The following is a 21,699-nucleotide window of genomic DNA, read 5'->3' on the forward strand; positions in this document are numbered from 1 at the left end:
GCCGACTAGTGCTCGCCGGTCCGATCACGTCGAGCGAGCTCGGCGAACATCGCATTGTGCGCGGCCAGTTCGGCATCGTGATCGCGCTCGGCGGCGCGGTCGCCGCGGCGGGCATCGCGATCGTCGCTGCGAGACCACTGGATCAGCAACGCCAGCATGACGAGCACCAGCGGCACCTCGCCCGTGGCCCAGGCGATACCGCCGCCGAGCTTCTGATCCCCGAGCAGGTCGGAGTTCCAGTCCAGCCCGAGCGTCCGGTAGAACCAGGCACCCATCACGGTGTTCATGCTCATCAGCGCCACACCGAAGAAGGCATGGAACGGCAGCGAACCGAACACGACGGCGAGTTTGGTGACGGGCGCGATCTTGCGCGGAGACGGATCGACGCCGATGACGGTCCAGTAGAACAGGTACCCGCTGAGTACGAAGTGCAGGTTCATCAGCAGGTGTGCGCCGTGACTGTCCAGGACCGCTCCGAAGATGCCGCCGAGGTACATGACGTAGAAGCCGCCGACGAAGATCAGCGAGGCGACGAGCGGATGGGTCAGGAACTGCGAGATCCGGCTGTGCAGTCCGATCAGCAGCCATTCGCGCAGTCCGGGCACGCCGTCCTTGCCTGCCGCAGGCAGTACCCGCAATGCCAGCGTCAGCGCACCACCGAGCGCGAGGAGGACCGGCGCCAGCATCGAGAGCATCATGTGCCCGGTCATGTGCACGCTGAACACGGCCGTGGAGTAGCGACCGATTCCCGAGGACGTACTGATCAGAAGCGTGAGGCAGCCCAGGACCCAGGCGACGGTACGACCGACGGGCCACGCGTCGCCGCGCAGCCGCAGACGGCGGACTCCGATCAGATACACCACGGCCATGACGATCGCGGCGGTGCCGAAGATCAGATCGAAGCGCCAGTCGAGAGCCATGCGCGCGAACGTCGGCGGGCCACTGAGGTTGTACCCGAGAGCCGCCTCCGTGGTCGTGAGGTCGGGGTCGATCTCGGCGGGGGGCGGTGTGCGGCCGAGCCCGACGGCCAGCCCGATGGTCGCCGCGAGGACGAGTACCTCGGCACCGGCGAAGCGGAGCAGCGGCCCGCGGGCCGAGGGATCGGCGACCAGGGCCGGTAGTGCGCGGCGACGCTGCATCCAGCCGAAGCCGCCCAGCACGATCAGGGCGACGATCTTGCCCACGATCAGCAGGCCGTAGGTGGTGGTGAACAGGTCTGCGATCGAGACGCGGACCAGGGCGTTGATGACGCCGCTGATGCCCATCACCACAAAACAGACTCCGGCGATCGTGGAGAATCGGCGAGCCGCGACATCGGCATGCGCACCGCGCCTGCGAACGTGAGCCAGCAGCGCGAACAGTCCGCCCGCCCACAGCGACGCGGCCCCGAGGTGCAGGATCAGGCTGTTGGTGGCGATGTCGTGCGATCCGCCCGCCGAGGAGTGTCCGCTCAGCGCGATGGGCAGCAGCGTCGCCAGGGAGAATCCGAGCAGTGCGGGCGTCCAGGCCCACCGCAACACCGTGCGTGACGCGATGGCGAGCACAACGGCCATGATGGCCGTCCAACGCCAGGCACTGGCGATCTCCACCTGGTCGAGTGCGATCCAGAGGTTCGCCGGCTTGATGGCTTCGGAGAACGGCTGCCCCGAGGTGTCGGACAGTGTCAGCGGCACCAGGAGCAGTGCACAGACGGCCCAGACGATCGAGGCGACCGAACCGGTGCGCACGGCACGGTAGCCGTCGACGTCGAGCACGCCGTTCTTCTGCGGCGGCACGAGGAACGCGGCCAGCAGAAACGATCCGATGGCGATGACGGCGGCGATCTCACCTATTGCCCGCAGGGCGGGCAGACCGTAGGTCGTGGCCGGGCCCGGATCCGGAATGCCCAACAGCACCAGCGCGTCGGAGGCCGACAGCATCACGATGAGCGCGGCAACCACACCGGCGATGACCCCGGCAGTGACGAACACCGTCGTCGTGGTTGAACGCGGATCTTCGTTCGTCGAACCATCATCCGTCCGGACATCATCCGTCCGGACATCGTCCGCGCGGAGTTCGGCGGTCGAGGGTTCGGTCTTCTCGAGATCCGGTGTTGCCATACCACCAGAGTAAGAGGTGATCGACGGTACTCGAAACGCGAGTCCTACAGAGCGTCGTACTCGGTCGTGCGCGCGGCTTCGGTCACGTCGTGATGAATGCGACCGTGTCGGGCGCGCAGCGGTTCACCGGTACCGCCCCAACGGTGGGCGATGATCTCCGCTGCGATCGATACCGCTGTCTCCTGAGGCGTCCGAGCCCCGAGATCGAGCCCGATCGGACTGGCCAGACGAGTGAGCTCTGTCTCCGTCAGACCCGCCGCACGCAACCGTGCCGTGCGGTCGTCGTGGGTACGGCGCGATCCCATCGCACCGACGAACGCCAGAGAGGGAATGCGCAACGCCACTTCGAGCAGCGGCACGTCGAATTTGGGGTCGTGGGTCAGCACACAGACGACGGTGCGTTCGTCCACTTCCCCTGCTGCGAACTGCTCGGACAGATAGTCGTGCGGCCACGCGACCACGACCTGCTCGGCGGCGGGAAACCGCTGCGGGGTGGCGAAGACTGCCCGTGCGTCGCAGACGGTGACGCGGTAACCGAGAAAGGCACCCTGCTGCGCCACCGCGGCAGCGAAATCGATGGCTCCGAACACCAGCATCCGCGGCGGCGGAGCGTGGCTCGAGACGAACACTTCCATCCCCTCCCCCCGTCGCTGGCCGTCGGGCCCGTAGGTCAGGACAGCCGAACGGCCTGCGGCGAGAAGTCCTTTCGCATCGTCGGCGACGGCAGCGTCGGCGCGCTCGCTGCCGAGCGAGCCTCGGGTGCCCGATTCTCCGACGACGATCCTGCGGCCGAGCCGTTCCGGATCGGCGTGTGCGACGACTGTCGCCATCGCCACGGCCACGTTGCCGCGAACGTCCGCGACGAGGGCCTCGAATTCGGGAAACGTGCGCCGGGAGATCCCCTGCACGAATACGTCGAGCGTTCCGCCGCACGTGAGCCCGACGGCAAAGGCATCGTCGTCGGATATCCCGTATCGAGTGAGTACCGGGGCGCCGGAATCCAGCACGTCCTGTGCGAGTTCGTAGACCGCACCCTCGACGCAGCCGCCCGAGACCGAGCCGGCAACGGCACCGTCCGAGCCGACGACCATGGACGCTCCGACGGGACGCGGTGCGGAATCGAAGGTGCGGATCACCGTCGCGACCGCTGCCACGTCGCCGGACTGCCAGATGTGCAGTACCTCGTCCAGGATGTCGTGCATCGAAACTCCTTCGGCATCGGTCGGAACGATTCCGAGTTCACAGTCTTACCCGCGCAATCGGTATCCACCCATTTCCGTGCGAACCCATGCCTGCGCCGACCCAGTATGCAGGGAGGTACACTCGTCAACCGTGCTCGCGCGGGTCCGCCCGCATGCGCCAGCCTCCGTAGCTCAGGGGATAGAGCAAGGGCCTTCTAATCCCTTGGTCGCAGGTTCGAATCCTGCCGGGGGCACTCTCTGACCAGTGGAAACGTTGGTAATTCGGTCGCTCGTTGACACACGGTGCACTTCGGGTTCGGAACGGGCCCCGCGCGTGTCGCAGCGTCTGCGCGCTCGCCGCCGGGATACTCTGTCCTGGCAACTGCTGGCCTCGGGCCGGGTCGCTCTCGAAGCGCTCTCGATCCCGGTCGCCGTCGATGCATTCTGACTGCTGGCTGTGGGCCGGGTCGCTTTCGAGCCCCACCGTCCCCAGGAGATCTGCATTGGACTTCGCAGTCGCCTTCGCCTACCTGCTCGTGATCCTCGCCCTCACGCCCTTCGTGGACCACTACCTAAGTCGCTGGCTCAGACACCCCGAGTCGATGGGGTCGGCACGACCCGCTGCCAGTCGGCCGCATGTCGCGACGCTGAGGTTCGCCGCGTTAAAGCACAATGAGACCGTGAGCCCCGACACCGAGCGTTTCCACGAACAGTTGGACAGCCAACTCGGTTATCTGAAGCGCTCGTGCGAGAGCTACGACTCAGGACACGAAGACGAAGCAGCCCGGCTTGCAACCACGCTGCGAGTTCTGCTGCATACCAAAGGTCGCAACAACGTCTCCGTGCTGTCACATCTGGGGCTTCAGGACACATCCATGCTCACAAGCGCGATCTACAACAACAATGATTGGCGAGACCTGCTGCAAATAAAGATCGACCTCAACAGTCCGCAGCCGGTCACAACTCAGCCACAACTCGGAGATCAGTTCAACGAAGCGACCTTCGAAAGTTGGTGGACTGGCGAACCGATATTTCGTTACGAAGACAAGGTCTATTCGCGCAAAGACGTCATTCTGAGTATGGCGGACAAAGACGGGGGCGCTCACGTAGATAGAGAGCTGGAGCCGTATTACGAGACACTTCGACGCGGACTGCAAGGGCTAAGCATCGTGGGAAACCTTGAGTATGGCGGGGCCGAACCACCATTCGAGCAAGGCGTAGACGTTCATGCTCCCAATATGCATCGCGCGCTCGTTCGCCAGTTTGCACACGAGGTATTGGCGTCGAACATGCACTACAAGTGGCGTGAAACCTAAGCCGGGTGGTGTACAGAAAGTGCATAAATCTACAGAACGCATTTCTCGCAGTTCTACCTAAACTCCAACATTCTCTGCAGATTGACCCTCCGCAAGGGGTGTCATTAAGGTGATGACGAAATCAGCTACTGTGACACCGATAGAGAACCCAGCCCCGTCAGGCTCTTTAAGTCCGAACAGATACGCCCACCGCCTTGATGTGGCCTGCCGAATAAGCACTGTCAACACAGATAGGCCATTTCATAGTCACGCCGACAGGCGTGGAGGAGATTTAGTCACCAATGAAAGTATCCATTAGAAGATCAGCATTCATTGTAGATCCAGACGACAGTCAACAAGATATTGCCTACAGTCGGAGCGCCCGATGACATCATCGACTTTTCCTCTCTGGTCGGACGAGCCCGCCACCAAAGACCTGTTAGCGTTTCACGCCGTCGCGGAGACCGCTGCAGACGCCATCTTTAATGATGCGCTTGACCCCGTAGCAATTGGGTTGTCTGGCGCATGGGGTAGCGGCAAGACGAGCGTACTTGAGTTGATTAAAGCCGAGATCGAAACGCGATCAGGTACGGCGGACGGCAAGGTTCTCGTGGTGTCGACCCAGCCCTGGCGATACGACCCCGCTGTGGGACCAAAGGAGAGTCTTATTGCCGAGGTACTTGAGACTCTAGGCGCGGAGTTCAACGAAAAGGATCCTGTTGGCAAGGCAGGCTTGGATGCATTCAAGAAGCTTGTCAAGAAAGTAAATTGGTCGAAGGCTGTCAAGATGACAGCTACGACGGCAATAACGATGCAGATACCCAAGCTCGAGGATATATTCGGCCTGGTTAGCGACGATCCTGAATCCCTCGAATCCGAGAAAGGGATGGCGGCCTTTCGGACGGAGTTCGAAAGGTTACTGCAAGATCCAGCCCTAGCACACATATCACGCGTCGTGGTGCTAGTTGACGATCTCGACCGTTGTCTCCCCGATACGGTAGTAGAATCCCTTGAAGCCATTCGCCTATTTTTATCAGCTAAAGGCATGTCGTTCGTAATCGCAGCTGATGAAGATCGCGTCGCCGAAGCCATCCAGCAACGTTTCAAGTCACCGCCATCAACTGACATCAACGTCGAGTCGCCAGCAAAATTGTATCTGCACAAAATTGTCCAGACAACCATCCCGCTTCCCGCCTTGAGTCGTTTCGATACTCACGCTTACCTATTTCTGCTCCTTTCACAAGACAGTGTCTCACCAGAGAATCATGCCAAACTCGTGGAATCGTGCAGTGATCTTCGCCGGTCAAGTGGGTCTCTCGATGACGTCTCGATCCCTGGAGGTGTCGACCTCACTGACGAGCTCGCTGTCGCAGCCCGTCTAACTCCTATTTTGTACGAGAAGTTCCGCGGCAATCCACGCCGTATCAAAAGATTCCTCAATGACCTCAATGTGCGCCAAAGCATTGCGAATCGCCGAGGAATCACACTTCCGTCGGACGCTATCGCCAAGCTCATGGTTCTCGAAAGGCTACTCTTCGAGGATTTTGAAACCGTCCTCGATTGGTTGGCACAGAATAAGCTTCGTGACCAACTTGAAGCACTCGATCAGGTAGCGAACGCTCCAACCTCGTTGCCAGAAGACGGACCCACTGAGGAAAGCTCAAGAGAAGCCGAAACGTCCAACGACTCTGCCGATGACGCGCCAAGAACTGTCGGCGGCTTCAGCGACACACTGATTCGATGGGCAAAACTCCCACCCATCCTGGACGCTTCAGACGTCGGAGGTTATCTCTATCTCGCGGCATCGTTCTCCGGTATCGAACTTATCGATGACGGACTACCGGAGCGCCTCCGTGATATTGCGAGCGCCCTCACCTCATCTCTTCGAACGGAACGATCAGCCGTTGGCGACGGCGCACTGAGTGCCCTCGGCCCTCAGGATGCACGAACCCTCATCACGTATTTGGGGCGTCAGACCCGCGATCAGCCGACCATCCAGAAGTACTCAATAAATGGGATGCTCAGACTCGCGAGTACACACCACGGGATTGATGACGCAGTAGTGAGCGCGCTCAAGCTACTTCCCCCGCCTGACGTACAGGTGGCGACCGTCATGCTGCTCAGGCCGCGAGCCGGAGGGGTGTACGAGCCGGTAGTCGCGGCCTGGGATGTTGCGACAGCTACAAGTCAGGTCAAGCAAGCCATAACTAGTGTCCGTCAGTCTTGGGGCGAATCAAATGGGAACTAGCAAAGCGTTCGGCGGAAGCGGCGGCAAAGATGCAGCAGATCTCCGAGACAATATCGCGGACTGGCTGACCGATACCCCTTCGCAACCCGCAGAGAACCCGGTGGGTATTTCCCCACCAAATGTAGACCTGCGTCCAGCACTTAGAATCCTCAACTCGCGCAAGGGCGGTGGTGATGGACCCGGCGGCGGTGGAGGCGGACCATCGGGCGACAGTGGTGGGGGTAGTGGCCGTTCCGGCGGCGGAGCCCAACGATCGACGAGCACCACTTCCCGTGCTGCAGGGCGAGGCGGAGCGTTAGCGCGGGCTTACTCGACCGGCGACCGCGCCGCGCTCGAAGACGCCGGTCTAAACTATGATGAGCTGCTTTCGCTGGGAGACGTTGTTGCGGTTGGCACTCGGATCGTTGAGGCAGCCTTCGAGAATCAGGCTGACAGCACGCTCGCCGATGACGAGTCCCGGGAAACAGTCGCCGAAATCGTCGAGTGGATCCTTGAAGCACCTGCCGACCAAACTCCGACACCGGACGATATAGTGCGACGATCGATAGAGATTATTATTACCAATGCGACGCTGACAGAAGTCGGTGACCGCATCCGAGCCGAGTCTTCTCGAGACAAACGGCGGGCGGCCGAGCAAGAGGTTCGTGATGCAGCCGAGGTTTATGCAAGCCAGGCCAGCCTCTCCAACACTGGCGCGTCCGACAGGGAGATCTCAGCCGCGATCGAGTCGGGGATCGCAGAACTCGGGCAGATTTTTGGCGGTGGAGAATGACAAATCTTCTCTTCACAATTGATGAAAATAGAGCGAAGAGTGCATCTGGATTTGATGAGACTTTTCTATGGACGCGTTTAGGTAAATCGACGTTTACGGGTGCCCTGGACCCTCACCTGACTTCATTCGGACCTGTCCGACAGGAGAACATCGACTTTGTTCGGATAGCTCTTGCCGTTTTTTCTGCAGATCGGTCGGTGCATCGTCGAGCCCGTGGAGCAGACTGGAACGCCCGCGAATTTAATTTGACCGTCGAGGTTGGCAATCCGGCTGCATGGCAGAAGTATGCGACTGAGCTCGCCGAAACGGTCGGCTTCCTCACTGGCGATCGTTGGAGCTTCACATTCACTCAGGGGGACGAAGCTGCGGCTGTCGGACTTGAACTGAACGAAGTGACACCTTCGGCGACCGTTCTACTGAGCGGAGGAGCGGATTCCGCAGCGGGCGCGCTGCTGACTGCGCTGAATCTCGATAAAGGCGCGACTCTTCAACTTATTTCGCATTTCAGTGCTACCTGCATCTCTCCATTTCAGAAAGACCTAGCAAAACGAATCAGGGCCGCGGCCCCAGATATCACTGTCATACCACGGCAAACCAATCTTAATAGGACTGCAAAGCGGCTGAATGGAACCAGTTTCAAGAGTGAGCCGTCAAGCCGTTCCCGGTCGCTGCTATTTCTTAGCCTAGGCCTTGCCTCTGCTGAACGGTCCGGTCAACCGTTACAGATCCCCGAGAACGGATTCGCTTCGCTCAATCCTCCGCTTGGTCCTGAGCGGCGCGGCTCTCTGTCCACCCACACGACTCATCCACGCTTCCTTGCGGATTTGCAAGATGTGCTCACTACGGTCGGCGCACATGGGGTCATACAGAATCCGTTTCAGCACCTCACGAAGGGGCAGATGTTCAGCCTCGTACTCGAAGAGATAGGCAACGACAGGGCGTCTGAGTACTTGGGTGCAACCAACTCTTGCGCACACACTGATGCGCGGTACAGCGGCGTCGCACCGGGGTCATCGTGTGGGGTTTGTTTCGGATGCATAGTTCGCCGAGCCTCCTTTGATGCGGCCGGCCTCTCCGACCCAACGCCGTACCTCTCGATTGATCCGGCCGATCGTTATGCGGATTTCGTTCGGAGCAAGTCGATTATTGAAGCTATGTTCGACTTCGCCTTAAACGACCCGAAACCACGCATGGTCATGAAGATGTCACTGCCCAAAAGCTATCCTCCAGGAGAGGCACTAGCACTCTGTCGGGCCGGAGTGAATGAACTAAGGGCGTTCCTGGAATGAGCAGATCACTCCCACCGCTCGACATGCACGCCCATATAGAGATCGACGTCTCTGCGCGCACGCTGGAAAACCTCGGCGCAGTTGTCTTCGCAGTGACTCGTTCACTCAAGGAGTTCAGGGATGTACTGCATCGACAAGACGCCGTAACCGTTTGGGGACTTGGCTGCCATCCTGGGGTGGCTGAAGCTCAGAGGGATTTTAATGAGTCGGAGTTTTCGAAGCTAATGCAGAGGACCGCCTACATCGGCGAGATTGGGCTCGATGGCTCGTCATCGGTCACCATGTGTCAGCAGACCGAAGTCCTCTTGGCCATACTCACCGCGGTAGCCGCGTCTCCACGACTAATTTCAGTTCATAGCTCCAGAGCCACCGGCCAAATCTTAGATACGATCGAGCAAACGAACGTCCACGGCGCAGTTCTGCACTGGTGGCGGGGCTCAAAAGCTGAAACACAAAGGGCTCTCGATCTAGATTGCTTATTCTCCGTCAATCAACAAATGGACCCCTTGCGGCTAAAGTTGGCAGGGGTCCCCATTACTTCGCTACTTCCCGAAACGGATCATCCAAGTGGCAATCGTCGTGGGGATGCACCCAGGCAACCTGGCCACACACTCGATGTTGAACGTTCAATTTCCGCTGCTTACGGTTTAGAGCTATCGACAGTACGTGACATTTTTTGGAGCACGTTCTCGGGTCACGTCAGCGCACTCGGTGTGACCAATTTGCTGCCGCCAGTTGTGCAGAATATGGTCAAATTCGCACAATACCGTAGCTAGGGAGCGATGACGACACTGATGCTGGGTTTCGCGGTGATCGCAGCCAGCTACCTCATCGGTGCAGAGACGCTCGTCGCCGTCCGGATCCGGGTCCTGATCTCGTTGGTGATCGGCGCGGGTATCGGCCTGGCATACAGCGCTCTGCCCGCACTTCATGATGGGCGCGATTCCGGCGTCGCAGTCCGAAGCGGCCAACGGCTTCAACAAGCTGATGCGGTCGCTGGGAACATCCTTCGCAAGCGCCCTGGCGGGCGTCATTCTGGCCCAGCTCACCGTCAGCGCCGGCGGCTGGGAGATGCCGTCCGGGGCCACTTTCCACGTCACGATGGGCTTGGCGGTCGGTGCCGCTCTGCTGTCCTTAGTCTTGGCCGGGTGCATCCCCAAGTCGCAAGCACCATCGGTGCGCACTGCCGACACAACCCAAGTACCCAATCTCTCTCGTGAACGATGCCTGCGGGTATGGCCCGGACCAGCACAAACGCAAGACGCTCCGGCTCACTGTGGTTGACTTCGCATAACGAAGGGTCACACGTGCATCAGCTCACTCTCGGAGTCCTCTCACGTTCACGCAAGCCGAATGAGCGGCGACTTCCGATTCATCCGCTTCATCTCGATCGCATCGATGCCGATATCCGAGCCCGCATGTTTCTCGAATCCGGCTACGGCGAACCGTTCGGAATGTCCGACGAACACTTGGCCGCGCAGGTTGCGGGCATCGGCACCCGTGCCGAACTCATCGCTCGGTGCGATGTGATTCTGCTGCCGAAGCCGCAGGCCGAGGATCTTGCCGCGCTGCGACCCGGACAGACGCTGTGGGGTTGGCCGCACTGCGTCCAGGATCGGGAGCTCACTCAGCTCGCCGTCGAACGCAAGCTGACACTGATCGCGTTCGAGGCCATGAATCACTGGACGCAGGACGGCTGGTTCAATCTCCATGTGTTCCACAAGAACAACGAATTGGCCGGCTACTGCTCGGTGCTGCACGCGCTGCAACTGATCGGTTCCACCGGCGACTACGGCCGCAGGTTGCGTGCCGCGGTCATCGGCTTCGGAGCCACCGCTCGTGGTGCAGTCACCGCCCTGAACGCCCATGGCATCCACGACGTCGACGTTCTCACCCAACGCGGAGTCACGGCCGTCGGTTCGCCGATCCATTCGGCGAACATCGTGAACTTCGATCTCGATGACGCCGATCCCAGACAGAGCCGTGCTCTCACGCCCGAGGGACGGGTGCCTCTCTCCCAGTTCCTCGGGGACCACGACGTGATCGTCAATTGTGTTCTGCAGGACACGAATGCACCGTTGACGTTCCTGATGAACGACGATCTGGCCACTCTCGCACCCGGCACACTCGTGGTCGATGTTTCCTGCGACGAGGGAATGGGCTTCGAGTGGGCCAGACCCACCTCGTTCACCGATCCCATGTTCACCGTCGGCGACAACGTCAAGTACTACGCCGTCGACCACAGCCCGTCCTATCTGTGGAACTCGGCCACCTGGGAGATCAGCGAATCCTTGCTGCCGTATCTGCGAACCGTCCTCGACGGCCCCACGGCCTGGAGTGGTGATGCCACCATCGAGCGATCGATCGAGATCAGGAACGGCGTCATCGTGAACCCCAATATCCTTGCGTTCCAACACCGCAGTGCGGAGTACCCGCACACCGCAGCATGAACGAGGACTCGGCGTCGACCATCACGTGGACCGAGGGCGGGCGCGAGCGGACGTCCCGCTGGCAGTCCGAGAACGGCGCTCCCCCGCCCCGCGTGGTGCGGATCGTGAACGATTCGACGACTGCCGACGTGGCATACAAGATGGCCACGATCGGTGAGGCCCTGCTGTGGCGCGGCGATTACAACAATGCTCGGCAGCTGTTGGCGGCGATGACCCGGCGGGTACCGGCCGCCAAACACATGCCGGACGCGTCGGGTGCGGAAAGGTTCCATCTGCATCGCCAGTATCAGGCGCGACGTGCGCGAGTACTGGGAATGCTTCTGGTGGAACTCGATTCGGATGTCCGTCTCGATCTCGGCCGGGCACCGGACGTGCGGGCGGCGGTGACCGAAGCTCTCGGCCCGGACGCTGCGCCGTGCGTGCTCTCGTTGCGCGAACTCCTCGGCATGGTCGGCGCACACGAGTGGCGACGCAAGGGCGTCTTCGTTCCGGCGCTCGACGCTTCGATCCACCCGCACTACGGTGTCTTCTCTCCCGTCCGCGGCGAGTACGTTCAGCTCGTCGCCGCCGCACCACTGCCGGACACGGAGCGAGCGTTCGACATCGGCACCGGCTCGGGCGTTCTGGCTGCAGTACTCGCCCGCCGCGGCGTGACCTCGGTGGTCGCGACCGACAAGGATCCACGGTCGGTCGCGTGCGCACGAGCCAACATCGATGCGCTCGGGTACGCCGATCGGGTCGAGGTGGTGCAGGCCGACATCTTTCCGTCCGGGCGTGCGGGGCTGATCGTGTGCAATCCGCCGTGGATTCCCACGAAACCGACGTCGGGCATCGAACATGCGGTGTACGACCCCGGCTCGCGGATGCTCAAGTCCTTCCTCAGCCGACTTCGCGGGCACTTGGCACCCGACGGTGAGGCATGGTTGGTGGTCTCCGACCTCGCCGAGCTACTCGAATTGGTCACTCGCGCAGACCTTCTCACGGCCATCGACGCGGCAGGGCTGGCGGTCGTCGGCCGCACCGACACCACTCCGACGCATTCGCGCGTCACCGACAGCTCCGATGTGCTGCACGAGGCGCGCTCGCGCGAAACCACGTCGTTGTGGCGGCTACGCGCACGCTGACCGTGGGTCCGCACACAACAGCGCCGCCCGAGCAATGCTCGGGCGGCGCTGATTGGATCTGGTACTGCTGTGGGATCGGGTGCTGCAGTGTGGATCGGGTACTGCTCTACCGCTCGCGGGTCTCGAACTCTCCGTTGATCACGGTGCCAAGCGGTGCGTCACGCTCCGCCTTCTTCGCCGCCTCACGCATCTCGATTCCGTCGGTGATCAGATCGCCGATTTCACGAGTGACGTCGCGGACGGCTCCGGCGATGATCACCACGATCCGGCCGACATGAGTCGCGGCCGACTCGGTGAATTCCTGCACGGTGTCCTTGTTGCGCTCGAACTTTCCTACCAACAGGACCGCCCCCTTCGAAGTCGTCACGCTGCGCTGGTCTTCTTACGCTCGACGATAACACCGGCCGGAGCCGCCGATCCCGTGAGCGAGTTGGGCAGCGCGAGCTTGAAGATCTTGCCCCACACGGTGCCGATCTGGTGGAAGAAGCCACCGGTGTTGTACGGCAGGTCGTACTTCTCGCACAGAGCCTTGACCTCGGGCGCGATCTGCGGGTAGCGATGCGCGGGCAGATCGGGGAACAGGTGATGCTCGATCTGGTGCGAGAGGTTGCCCGACATGATGTGGAACAGCGGGGTGCCCTCGATGTTGGCGGATCCCAGCATCTGACGCACGTACCACTCGCCGCGGGTCTCTTCGGCAGTCTCTTCCTGGCTGAAGGTCTGGACTCCGGTCGGGAAGTGACCACAGAAGATGATCGAGTAGGTCCACACGTTGCGGATGAGGTTCGCGGCGACGTTGCCGACCACGGTGGAAGCGAAGAACGGACCGGTCAGCGCGGGGAAGATCACGTAGTCCTTGAGCGCCTGCTTGCCCGCCTTGCGCCACATGCCTTGCAGCAGCGGCTTGACGTCGTGCCACTTGCGCTTGCCCGCGACGATGTTCTCGGTCTCGAGGTCGTGCAGCATCACGCCCCACTCGAAGAACGTCATCAACAGGAACGCGTAGACCGGGTTGCCGAGGTAGTACGGGTTCCACTTCTGATCCTGGTCCATGCGCAGGATGCCGTAACCGATGTCGCGGTCCATGCCGACGATGTTGGTGAAGGTGTGATGCATGTAGTTGTGCGAGTGCTTCCACTGATCCGCCGGGCAGACGGTGTCCCACTCGAACACCTCGGAGTTGAGGCCGGGCTCGCGCATCCAGTCGTACTGGCCGTGCATGACGTTGTGCCCGATCTCCATGTTGTCGAGGATCTTCGCCACACCGAGTGCACCGACGCCTGCCAGCCACGCAGGCGGGAGGAAGGGCAGGTACATCAACGCGCGTCCGGTGATCTCGAGGCCGCGCTGCGCCTTGATGATCTTGTAGATGTACTCGCGATCCTCGTCGCCGAGCTTGGCGACGGTACGGGCACGCAGTGCGTCGAGTTCGCGGCCGAGCTCTTCGACCTGCTCGAAGGTCAGCACGGTCGGCTGGTCCGGCAGGGTCTCGTTGCGGCGAAAGGGCAGGACGGCGGTGGGCAGGATCGAGAGAATCGTTCCGAGCATCTGATGATCTCCAATTCGATCGGGTCGAGATGGGTCTGGGTTGTCGGTGTTCGAGGTGGATCTAGATGTCGATGTCGACGTCGCCCACGGCGACGGACACACACAACTGGATCTTCTTGTCGGATTCGGTGTCGGTCTCACCGGTCTTGATGTTCTTGGTGCAGCCGGACTTCTTCACCGAGGTGCAGGTGAAGCAGATACCCATCCGGCAGCCGTTGGCCGGTGAGAGCCCTGCTGATTCGGCCTGCTCGAGCAGCGTCTCACCGTCGTTCTCCGAGGACACATCGCTGCCGGAGAACGTGGTGGTTCCGGTGACGTCGTCGCTGACGGTGGCGAACGAGGGCGTGAATTCCTCGAGGTGCAGCCGCTCGCCCAGACCTGCGTCGTCGAAGAACGACGTCACACCCTTCATCAGTCCGGGAGGTCCGCACAGGAAGGTGTCGGCCTCGGCGAACCACGGGGCCACTGCGTCGAGATGTTCCTGGCCGAAGAACCCGTACAGATCACCGCCCGTCTTCTGCTCGGTGTACGCGAACACGATATCGACGTTCTCGTGCTCGGCGGCGATCTTCTCCAGATCCTTCTTGTACGCCACGTCGTTCTCGGTGAACGCGTAGTGCAGGAAGGTCAGGTCGCTGCTGTACCCCTCGTCCAGCAGCGACCTGAGCATGGACAGCACCGGCGTGATGCCGCTGCCACCGCTGATCAGCAGCGTCTTTGCCGGGCGTGGTTCGGGAAGCTCGAACGTGCCGTCCGCTTGCGACAGGCTGACCACGAGGCCGATGTGCGCGTTCTTGTGCAGGTACTGCGACACCAGGCCCTCGGGATGCGCCTTGATCGTCAGTTCGATCCGCCCGTCCTTGCGGTACTGCGAGCACGCGGGTGAGTAGCAGCGGGTATGCCGTACTCCGTCGATGACGACCCCGACCTGAACGAACTGGCCGGCCTTGAATCCCTTCCACTGACGCGTGGGACGGATGGTGAGAGTCAACGAGTCTTCGGTGGACCGGTGTATCTCGGTCACTTCGCCGCGAAGGTCACGAACGGTCGTCATGGGGTCGACGAGTTCGAGGTACCGATCGAGCGCGTGGGGCGTGGCCATGGCCTCGAACAGGGAAAGAAGTGAGAACTTGCGCGAACCCGAGGTCCGCGACGGACGTTCTTGAAGCGTCATTCCATCCTCCCTAACCGGATCGAAACCTACGACCCATTCAGTGAACGATTGTGCACTAACATGAGTGTGGCAGAGCGACACCGGTACCTGTCAACGTTTATGTGACGGCCGTTACAGGACGAATCGACAGTTCTGCGGGGTGCCGGGGAGGAACCGGAAGGGAGATCACAGAATGCGCGCCCATAAACTGGACGTTGTGACAGAACCGGGGACCCGCGCCGAGCGCAAAGAGCGCACCCGTCAGGCCCTGATCGAGGGCACCCTCGATCTGCTACGCGAGCGATCGTTCGCCAGCGTCAGCCTGCGGGAGGTCGCTCGATCCGCCGGAATCGTCCCCACTGCGTTCTACCGGCACTTCGCCTCCATGGAGGATCTGGGCGTCGCCCTGGTCGAGGACAGCATGCGCATGCTGCGACAGATGCTGCGCGATGCCCGACGCAACCCGAGCGCCAAGACGGCCACCGAATCCTTCGGCATCCTGGTCCGCCAGGTTCGTAGCCACGAGGATCAGTTCCGTTTTCTCAGTCGCGAACGGTACGGCGGCGTCACCGAGGTCCGGCGTGCCTTCGCCACCGAGCTGCGACTGTTCGTCAGCGAGCTGACCATCGACCTCTCTCGCATGCCCGGCCTCGAGCAGTGGGACGTCGCCGATCTGGAGATGACCGCCGATCTCCTGGTCTCGACGATGCTCACTGCGGTGGTCGGCCTGTTGGAAATCGACAGACCGGGTAGTCAGAACGAGAAGGATCTGATCGAGCGGACCGAGAAGCAGATCCGCATGATCATGCTCGGGATGAGCCGATGGGAACCACGACGGGCTTGACCGTTCGAGAACGAGACGGCCACGAAGGGATGTTCATGACCGAGGTAAGTGTCGGCGAGTACGTGTTCGACGTTGCGATGTCGGGACCACCGGACGGTGTTCCGGTGGTTGCGCTGCACGGCTTTCCGCAGACCAACGCATCGTGGACCGCGGTGACACCCGGCTTGGTCGGCGCAGGTTGTCGCGTGATCGCCCCGAACCAGCGGGGCTACTCCCCCGGTGCCCGTCCGATCGGCGTCGAGCACTATCGCATCGAACGTCTCACCGATGACGTCCTCGCCCTGCTCGACGTACTCGATCTCCCGTCGGCGCACCTGGTCGGACACGACTGGGGTGCGGTGGTCGCCTGGCATGTCGCAGCCGAGCATCCGGACCGCGTCCGCACTCTCACAGCGGCGTCGGTCCCGCACTCGGCCGCGTTCAACTGGGCCATCCGCGAGGATCCGGATCAGCAGGAGCGGTCGCAGTACTTCGGCCTGCTTCGAGAACCGGAGAAGGCCGAGCGAGTTCTGGTCGAGAACGGTGCACAGCGTCTGCGCGCGATGTTCGGTGCGGACAGCCTCGACGACGAATACGTTCGGCACCTCACCGTCCCCGGGGCGCTGACGGCCGCATCGAGCTGGTACGCCGCGATGACCAAGGAGTTCGCGAACCTTCCTCCGGTGACCGTCCCCACCACCTACGTCTGGAGCAACGGCGACACAGCCATCGGCCGAGCGGGAGCGGAGCGCTGCGGCGAGTTCGTCGATGCGCCGTACCGATTCGTCGAACTCGACGGCATCTCGCACTGGATCCCGGAAGAAGCGCCCGAGGAACTGACGGCCGAGATCCTGGCCCGTATCGACTCCGTCTAGACCCGCTCCGGAGCCCGCACCTTCAGCAGCGCCAACAGTCCGGCAGCGAGGACGATGATCAGCCCGGCGATACCGGCGCGGTCGGAGTCGAACATCCACACGAACAGACCGAACAGCGACGGCGCGAGGAACGACGCGGCGCGCCCCGTCGTCGCGAACAGCCCGAAGAACTGACCTTCTCGTCCCGGTGGAGCCAGCCGCGCCAGGAACGTGCGCGCGGACGACTGCGCCGGTCCGACGAACAGGCACAGGATCAGCCCGAAGATCCAGAACATCGTCGGTCCCGAGACGAACAGCAGAATTGTCCCGGCGGCGATCATGCAGGTGAGGGAGAAGACGATGACTTTCTTCGGCCCGATTCTGTCGTCGAACCGTCCGGCGACGATGGCTCCGAGACCCGCGATGACGTTGGCGGCGACGCCGAACAGCAGGACGTCCGCCGCGCCGATGCCGTAGACGCTGACGGCGAGAACGGCCCCGAAGGTGAAGACACCTGCCAGTCCGTCTCGGAACAGTGCGCTGGCGATCAGGTAGTAGACGGCGCGCCGGTCTGCGCTCCACAACTCGCGCACATCGCGGAAGAGAACGCGATAGGACTCCGCGAACCCGGCCTGTGCAGCCTTCGGATCGGCAACGGCTCTCGGCACTTCGGGAACTGCGAACATCACCGGGATGGCCGAGACCGCGAACCATACGGCCGCCAGAACGGCGACGAGCCTGATGTTCAGACCACCGTCGGTGCTCAGGCCCAGAAAACCCCGAGTGTCGCCGTCGCCGACGATGAAGCCGAGATAGCACAGGAGAAGCAGCACGATCCCGCCGAAATAGCCCATCGCCCAACCGAATCCGGACACCCGACCGATGTTCCCCGGAGTCGAGACCTGCCGCAGCATCGAGTTGTACGGGATGCTGGCCAACTCGAACATGATGGATCCGAGACCGAGCAGCAGCAGGCCGAGCCAGAGATAGTGATAGTCGTCCTGGACGAAGAACAAGCCGGCCATGGCCACGACGGTCAGTGCGGTCAACACTCCCAGCAGCCACTTGCGTTTGCCGCGCGCGTCGAAGTATTGCCCGCACACCGGCGCGAGGAGTGCGATGACGACGCTGGACACGGCAATCGTCCAGCTGAACCAGGTGGTGGCCGAGATCGAACCGGGCAGGTCGTCGCCGACGGCGTCGGTGAGATACACCGAGAACACGAACGTGAGAACAACGGCGTTGAACGCCGCCGAGCCCCAGTCCCAGAACCCCCAGGCGGTGACCTGCTTACGCGTTGTGGCGACTCCGACGACAGCGGCCTCCGGCTGGGTTCCCATGGTTGCCAACACTAGACCGCGGCGTCGTCGGGTTTTACTGCACCTAGTTGCATAGTCATCGTGTTGCATACATACTCTCGGGTGTGGCTTTGGAACACGCGATTCTGGTTTCCCTCACCGAGCTCAGCGGCTCGGGATACGAACTCGCCCGCCGCTTCGACAAGTCCATCGGATTCTTCTGGAGCGCAACGCATCAGCAGATCTACCGGACGTTGACGCGGATGGACGGAGCCGGGTGGATCACCGGTGAGGCAGTCGCGCAGGACGGTCGACCCGACAAGAAGGTCTACTCCGTCAGCGCTGCGGGTCGCGCCGAGCTCGATCGCTGGATCGCCGCGCCGACCGATCCCTCGCAGTTACGCGAGGAGCTCGCCGTCAAGATCCGCGGTGCCGCCAACGGTGACATCGATGCCCTCAAGGTCGAAGTTGCCCGCCATCGCGATGTCCATGCCACTCGCCTCGATGTCTACCGACTGATCGAGAAGCAGGATTTTCCGGCCCCCGCTGCCCTCACCGGCACCGCGTTGCATCAATACCTGGTGCTGCGCGGCGGAATTCGCGTCGAAGAAGGATTCACCGAGTGGTGCACCGAGGTATTGGAGAAGCTGTGAAGACCGAGCAGACCGCTGGCCCGTATCCGATTCTGTTGTCGCCGTTGAATGTCGGCGCAACCACGCTGAAGAACCGCGTGATCATGGGATCGATTCACACCGGCCTCGAAGATCGCGCCCGCGACACCGGACGCCTGGCTGCCTATTTCGCCGAGCGTGCCCGCGGCGGAGTCGCACTCATCATCACCGGGGGTTATGCCCCCAATCGCACCGGTTGGCTGTTGCCGTTCGGAGCCAAGCTGACCAATCGGATCGAAGCCCGTCGGCATCGCCGGATCACCGCGGCCGTCCATCGCGAAGGTGGCAAGATCGCACTGCAGATCCTGCATGCCGGACGCTATTCCTATCAGCCGCTGAGCGTGTCGGCGTCGTCGATCAAGGCTCCCATCAATCCTTTTCGGCCGCGGCGACTGACATCGAGGGGCGTCCGCTGGCAGATCCGCAACTACGTACGCTGCGCCCGGCTCGCCCAGAGCGCCGGCTACGACGGCGTCGAGATCATGGGCGGTGAGGGCTACTTCATCAACCAGTTCCTCTCCGAACGCACCAACAAGCGACGCGACGAGTGGGGCGGTTCGGCGGAGAATCGCCGTCGGATCGCCGTCGAGATCGTGCGGCAGACGAGGGCAGCGGTCGGCCCCGACTTCCTCATCGTGTTCCGGCTGTCGATGGCCGACCTCGTGGAACAGGGCCAGAGCTGGCCTGACATCGTCGCGCTGGCGGAGGACGTCGAGGCTGCGGGCGCGAACATCATCAACACCGATATCGGCTGGCACGAGTCGCGGGTGCCGACCATCGTCACCTCGGTTCCGCGCGCCGCATTCGCGGACATCACCGGCAAACTCGAGAAGCACGTGGCAATCCCCGTCGCCGCGTCCAATCGCATCAACATGCCCGAGATCGCCGAGAACATTCTGGCGCGCGGCGACGCGCAATTGATCGCGATGGCCAGGCCGATGCTGGCCGATCCGTTCTGGGTCGAAAAAGCCGCCACCGACAACGCCGACCAGATCAACACGTGCATCGCGTGCAATCAGGCCTGCCTGGACCACGCCTTCGTCCACAAGAAGGTCTCGTGCCTGGTCAACCCGCGTGCCGGACGCGAGATCGACCTGCAGCTACTGCCGACCAAGAGGACCAAGAAGGTTGCGGTCGTCGGAGCCGGACCCGCAGGCCTGGCCGCCGCACTCAATCTCGCGCAGCGCGGACACGCCGTCAGCCTGTTCGAGGCCAGAGCAGAAATCGGCGGGCAGTTCGGAATCGCGCGACTGATTCCCGGCAAGGAGGAGTTCGCCGAAACGATCCGGTACTTCTCCAGCGCACTTCGTAGCGCGGACGTCGCCGTTCACCTCGGTACCCGAGTCACCGCCGCCGAACTCGTCGCAGGCGAGTTCGACGAAGTGGTGCTCGCTACCGGTGTCACCCCGCGGATTCCCCGCATCCCCGGCATCGAGCACCCGTCGGTGCTGTCGTACGCGGAACTGGTGCGCGACGGCAAGCCCGTCGGCGATCGGGTCGCGGTCATCGGAGCCGGCGGTATCGGTATCGACATCTCCGAGTTCCTCACCACCGACGCCTCCCCCACGTTGGATCTGAAGGAATGGAAGCAGGAGTGGGGCGTCACCGAGCCCGAGGCCGCGCCGGGGGCGTTGACGACTCCGGTGCCCGCACCGTCTCCGCGCGAGGTGTATCTGCTGCAGCGCAAGCCGGGACGCATCGGCGCAGGCCTGGCCAAGACAACCGGCTGGGTCCATCGTGCTGCACTGAAAGCCAAGGGCGTGCATCAGCTTTCGGGTGTCAACTACGAGAAGATCGACGACGCGGGGCTGCACATCTCGTTCGGCGAGAAGCACGAACGTCCGCGCGTTCTCGAGGTGGATACCATCGTGATCTGCGCGGGCCAGGAGTCGGTTCGCGACCTGGTCGACGAGTTGAAGGCCGCGGGCACCGCAACGCACATCATCGGCGGTGCGGACGTCGCCGCGGAGCTGGACGCCAAGAGGGCCATCGAGCAAGGCACCCGGCTCGCGGCCACGATCTGATCTGTCCGCTAGCCTGTCTCACCGTGAGCCTGCCCAAGCCCAGCCCCGATGCCCGCGCCGTCGTCACCGGAGCCTCTTCCGGTATCGGTGAAGCCCTGGCCACCGAACTCGCCGCCCGTGGTCACTCGCTGATCGTGGTGGCCCGACGCGGCGAACTGCTCGAGGCGCTGGCCGCGAAGCTCGCGGCCGAGCACGGCGTTGTCGTCGAGGTGCGCCAGTCGGATCTGTCGAACCGCGAGCAGCGCCAGGAACTGGTCACCGAACTGTCCGAGCGTGAGATCTCGATCCTGTGCAACAACGCAGGCATCGCGACGTTCGGACCGGTGGCCGGGCTCGATCCCGCGTACGAGCGCGATCAGGTGGAGCTCAATGCCGTTGCCGTACACGACCTCACGCTCGCGGTCATGCCCGGCATGATCGGTCGCGGAGCAGGCGGCATCCTCATCACCGGATCTGCGGCAGGCAATATGGCCATCCCCAACAATGCGACGTACGCGGCAACCAAGGCCTTCGTCAACACGTTCTCGGAGTCACTGCGCGGTGAGCTCGCGGGCACCGGCGTCAACGTCACCCTGCTGGCTCCGGGCCCGGTTCGCACCGAGACACCGGACCCGGCCGATGCGTCGATCGTGGACAAGATGGTTCCCGACTTCCTGTGGATCGACAGCGCCTACACCGCGAAGCTGTCGCTGGACGGCCTGGCGAAGAACAAGATGCGCGTCGTGCCCGGCCTGCTGAGCAAGGGCATGTCGGTAGCCGGGCAGTACAGCCCGCGCAGCATCTCCGCGCCGATCATCGGCAGCTTCTACAAGAAGCTCGGCAACTGATACCCGAATCCTGGTCGTTCCGCGGGCTCCACTCCCGACTGAG

18 protein-coding genes, 1 tRNA gene and 1 pseudogene are annotated in these 21,699 nt (G+C 62.4%); 13 read left to right on the plus strand and 7 right to left on the minus strand.

Annotated elements, in window-relative coordinates:
• Positions 1-5 precede the first annotated feature (5 nt).
• Together ABZ677_RS19790 and ABZ677_RS19795 are read right to left on the minus strand one after the other, a co-directional pair.
• Positions 6-2,099: a cytochrome c oxidase assembly protein gene (locus tag ABZ677_RS19790; protein ID WP_358372448.1), complete on the minus strand. Its 2,094-nt coding sequence runs from the start codon at positions 2,097-2,099 to the stop codon at positions 6-8.
• Between the two features lie 44 nt (positions 2,100-2,143).
• Positions 2,144-3,301 carry an XdhC family protein gene (locus ABZ677_RS19795; RefSeq protein ID WP_358372451.1) on the minus strand — a complete coding sequence of 386 codons (1,158 nt, stop codon included), beginning with the start codon at positions 3,299-3,301 and terminating at the stop codon, positions 2,144-2,146.
• 160 nt (positions 3,302-3,461) lie between these two features.
• On the opposite strand from ABZ677_RS19795, the gene ABZ677_RS19800 reads away from it, so the two are divergent.
• The 6 genes and pseudogenes from ABZ677_RS19800 to ABZ677_RS19825 all read left to right on the plus strand — a co-directional run.
• A tRNA-Arg gene (locus tag ABZ677_RS19800) sits at positions 3,462-3,534 on the plus strand.
• 426 nt (positions 3,535-3,960) lie between these two features.
• Positions 3,961-4,596 carry a hypothetical protein gene (locus ABZ677_RS19805; RefSeq protein ID WP_358372453.1) on the plus strand — a complete coding sequence of 212 codons (636 nt, stop codon included), beginning with the start codon at positions 3,961-3,963 and terminating at the stop codon, positions 4,594-4,596.
• Between the two features lie 364 nt (positions 4,597-4,960).
• Positions 4,961-6,823 carry a P-loop NTPase fold protein gene (locus ABZ677_RS19810; protein ID WP_358372456.1) on the plus strand — a complete coding sequence of 621 codons (1,863 nt, stop codon included), beginning with the start codon at positions 4,961-4,963 and terminating at the stop codon, positions 6,821-6,823.
• Positions 6,813-7,595 (plus strand): hypothetical protein, encoded by a 783-nt coding sequence (locus ABZ677_RS19815; RefSeq protein WP_358372459.1) that lies wholly within the window; start codon positions 6,813-6,815, stop codon positions 7,593-7,595. Before ABZ677_RS19810 ends, ABZ677_RS19815 begins: the two co-directional genes overlap by 11 nt.
• A complete protein-coding gene (locus ABZ677_RS19820) occupies positions 7,592-8,884 on the plus strand; it encodes a hypothetical protein (RefSeq protein ID WP_358372462.1) in 1,293 nt (430 codons plus the stop codon). Before ABZ677_RS19815 ends, ABZ677_RS19820 begins: the two co-directional genes overlap by 4 nt.
• A gap of 23 nt (positions 8,885-8,907) precedes the next feature.
• Positions 8,908-9,513, plus strand: a pseudogene (locus tag ABZ677_RS19825) (TatD family hydrolase); the annotation flags it as partial.
• A gap of 24 nt (positions 9,514-9,537) precedes the next feature.
• Here the strand turns inward: ABZ677_RS19825 and ABZ677_RS19830 are convergent.
• Positions 9,538-10,038 carry a hypothetical protein gene (locus ABZ677_RS19830; RefSeq protein ID WP_358372610.1) on the minus strand — a complete coding sequence of 167 codons (501 nt, stop codon included), beginning with the start codon at positions 10,036-10,038 and terminating at the stop codon, positions 9,538-9,540.
• Positions 10,039-10,191: 153 nt separating this feature from the next.
• On the opposite strand from ABZ677_RS19830, the gene ABZ677_RS19835 reads away from it, so the two are divergent.
• Both ABZ677_RS19835 and ABZ677_RS19840 read left to right on the plus strand, forming a co-directional pair.
• Entirely contained in the window at positions 10,192-11,334 is a 1,143-nt protein-coding gene (locus ABZ677_RS19835) for a N(5)-(carboxyethyl)ornithine synthase (RefSeq protein ID WP_358372465.1), read from the plus strand.
• The gene (locus tag ABZ677_RS19840; RefSeq protein WP_358372468.1) at positions 11,331-12,458 is read left to right on the plus strand and encodes a class I SAM-dependent methyltransferase; all 1,128 of its coding nucleotides are present in this window, start codon (positions 11,331-11,333) and stop codon (positions 12,456-12,458) included. Before ABZ677_RS19835 ends, ABZ677_RS19840 begins: the two co-directional genes overlap by 4 nt.
• Before the next feature lie 106 nt (positions 12,459-12,564).
• On the opposite strand, the gene ABZ677_RS19845 is transcribed toward ABZ677_RS19840, so the two are convergent.
• The 3 genes from ABZ677_RS19845 to ABZ677_RS19855 all read right to left on the minus strand — a co-directional run bounded on the left by ABZ677_RS19845 (position 12,565) and on the right by ABZ677_RS19855 (position 15,180).
• Positions 12,565-12,798: a hypothetical protein gene (locus tag ABZ677_RS19845; protein WP_032394788.1), complete on the minus strand. Its 234-nt coding sequence runs from the start codon at positions 12,796-12,798 to the stop codon at positions 12,565-12,567.
• Positions 12,799-12,821: 23 nt separating this feature from the next.
• Positions 12,822-14,006, minus strand: coding sequence for an acyl-CoA desaturase (locus tag ABZ677_RS19850; protein ID WP_037193192.1), 1,185 nt, complete (start codon positions 14,004-14,006; stop codon positions 12,822-12,824).
• 61 nt (positions 14,007-14,067) lie between these two features.
• Positions 14,068-15,180 carry an FAD-binding oxidoreductase gene (locus ABZ677_RS19855; protein WP_037193194.1) on the minus strand — a complete coding sequence of 371 codons (1,113 nt, stop codon included), beginning with the start codon at positions 15,178-15,180 and terminating at the stop codon, positions 14,068-14,070.
• Between the two features lie 172 nt (positions 15,181-15,352).
• Between ABZ677_RS19855 and ABZ677_RS19860 the strand changes: the two genes are divergently transcribed.
• On the plus strand, positions 15,353-16,003 hold the full coding sequence (locus ABZ677_RS19860; RefSeq protein WP_230592413.1) for a TetR family transcriptional regulator: 651 nt from the start codon (positions 15,353-15,355) through the stop codon (positions 16,001-16,003).
• Positions 16,004-16,032: 29 nt separating this feature from the next.
• Entirely contained in the window at positions 16,033-16,857 is an 825-nt protein-coding gene (locus ABZ677_RS19865) for an alpha/beta hydrolase (protein ID WP_358372600.1), read from the plus strand.
• Here ABZ677_RS19865 and ABZ677_RS19870 read toward each other — a convergent pair.
• The gene (locus ABZ677_RS19870) at positions 16,854-18,176 is read right to left on the minus strand and encodes an MFS transporter (RefSeq protein ID WP_358372472.1); all 1,323 of its coding nucleotides are present in this window, start codon (positions 18,174-18,176) and stop codon (positions 16,854-16,856) included. The genes ABZ677_RS19865 and ABZ677_RS19870 overlap by 4 nt on opposite strands.
• Positions 18,177-18,259: 83 nt before the next feature.
• Here ABZ677_RS19870 and ABZ677_RS19875 point away from each other — a divergent pair, with 83 nt between their 5' ends.
• From ABZ677_RS19875 to cmrA, 3 genes are read left to right on the plus strand one after another with little or no spacing between them, the layout of a single operon-like run.
• A complete protein-coding gene (locus ABZ677_RS19875; protein WP_037193201.1) occupies positions 18,260-18,787 on the plus strand; it encodes a PadR family transcriptional regulator in 528 nt (175 codons plus the stop codon).
• Positions 18,784-20,829 (plus strand): NADPH-dependent 2,4-dienoyl-CoA reductase, encoded by a 2,046-nt coding sequence (locus tag ABZ677_RS19880; RefSeq protein WP_358372475.1) that lies wholly within the window; start codon positions 18,784-18,786, stop codon positions 20,827-20,829. The genes ABZ677_RS19875 and ABZ677_RS19880 overlap by 4 nt, the downstream gene beginning before the upstream one ends.
• Positions 20,830-20,852: 23 nt before the next feature.
• Positions 20,853-21,656 carry a mycolate reductase gene (gene cmrA / locus ABZ677_RS19885; protein WP_358372478.1) on the plus strand — a complete coding sequence of 268 codons (804 nt, stop codon included), beginning with the start codon at positions 20,853-20,855 and terminating at the stop codon, positions 21,654-21,656.
• Positions 21,657-21,699: the final 43 nt, after the last annotated feature.

The sequence above is a fragment of the Rhodococcus sp. NPDC006774 genome, from assembly GCF_040636045.1.
Taxonomy (GTDB): domain Bacteria; phylum Actinomycetota; class Actinomycetes; order Mycobacteriales; family Mycobacteriaceae; genus Rhodococcoides.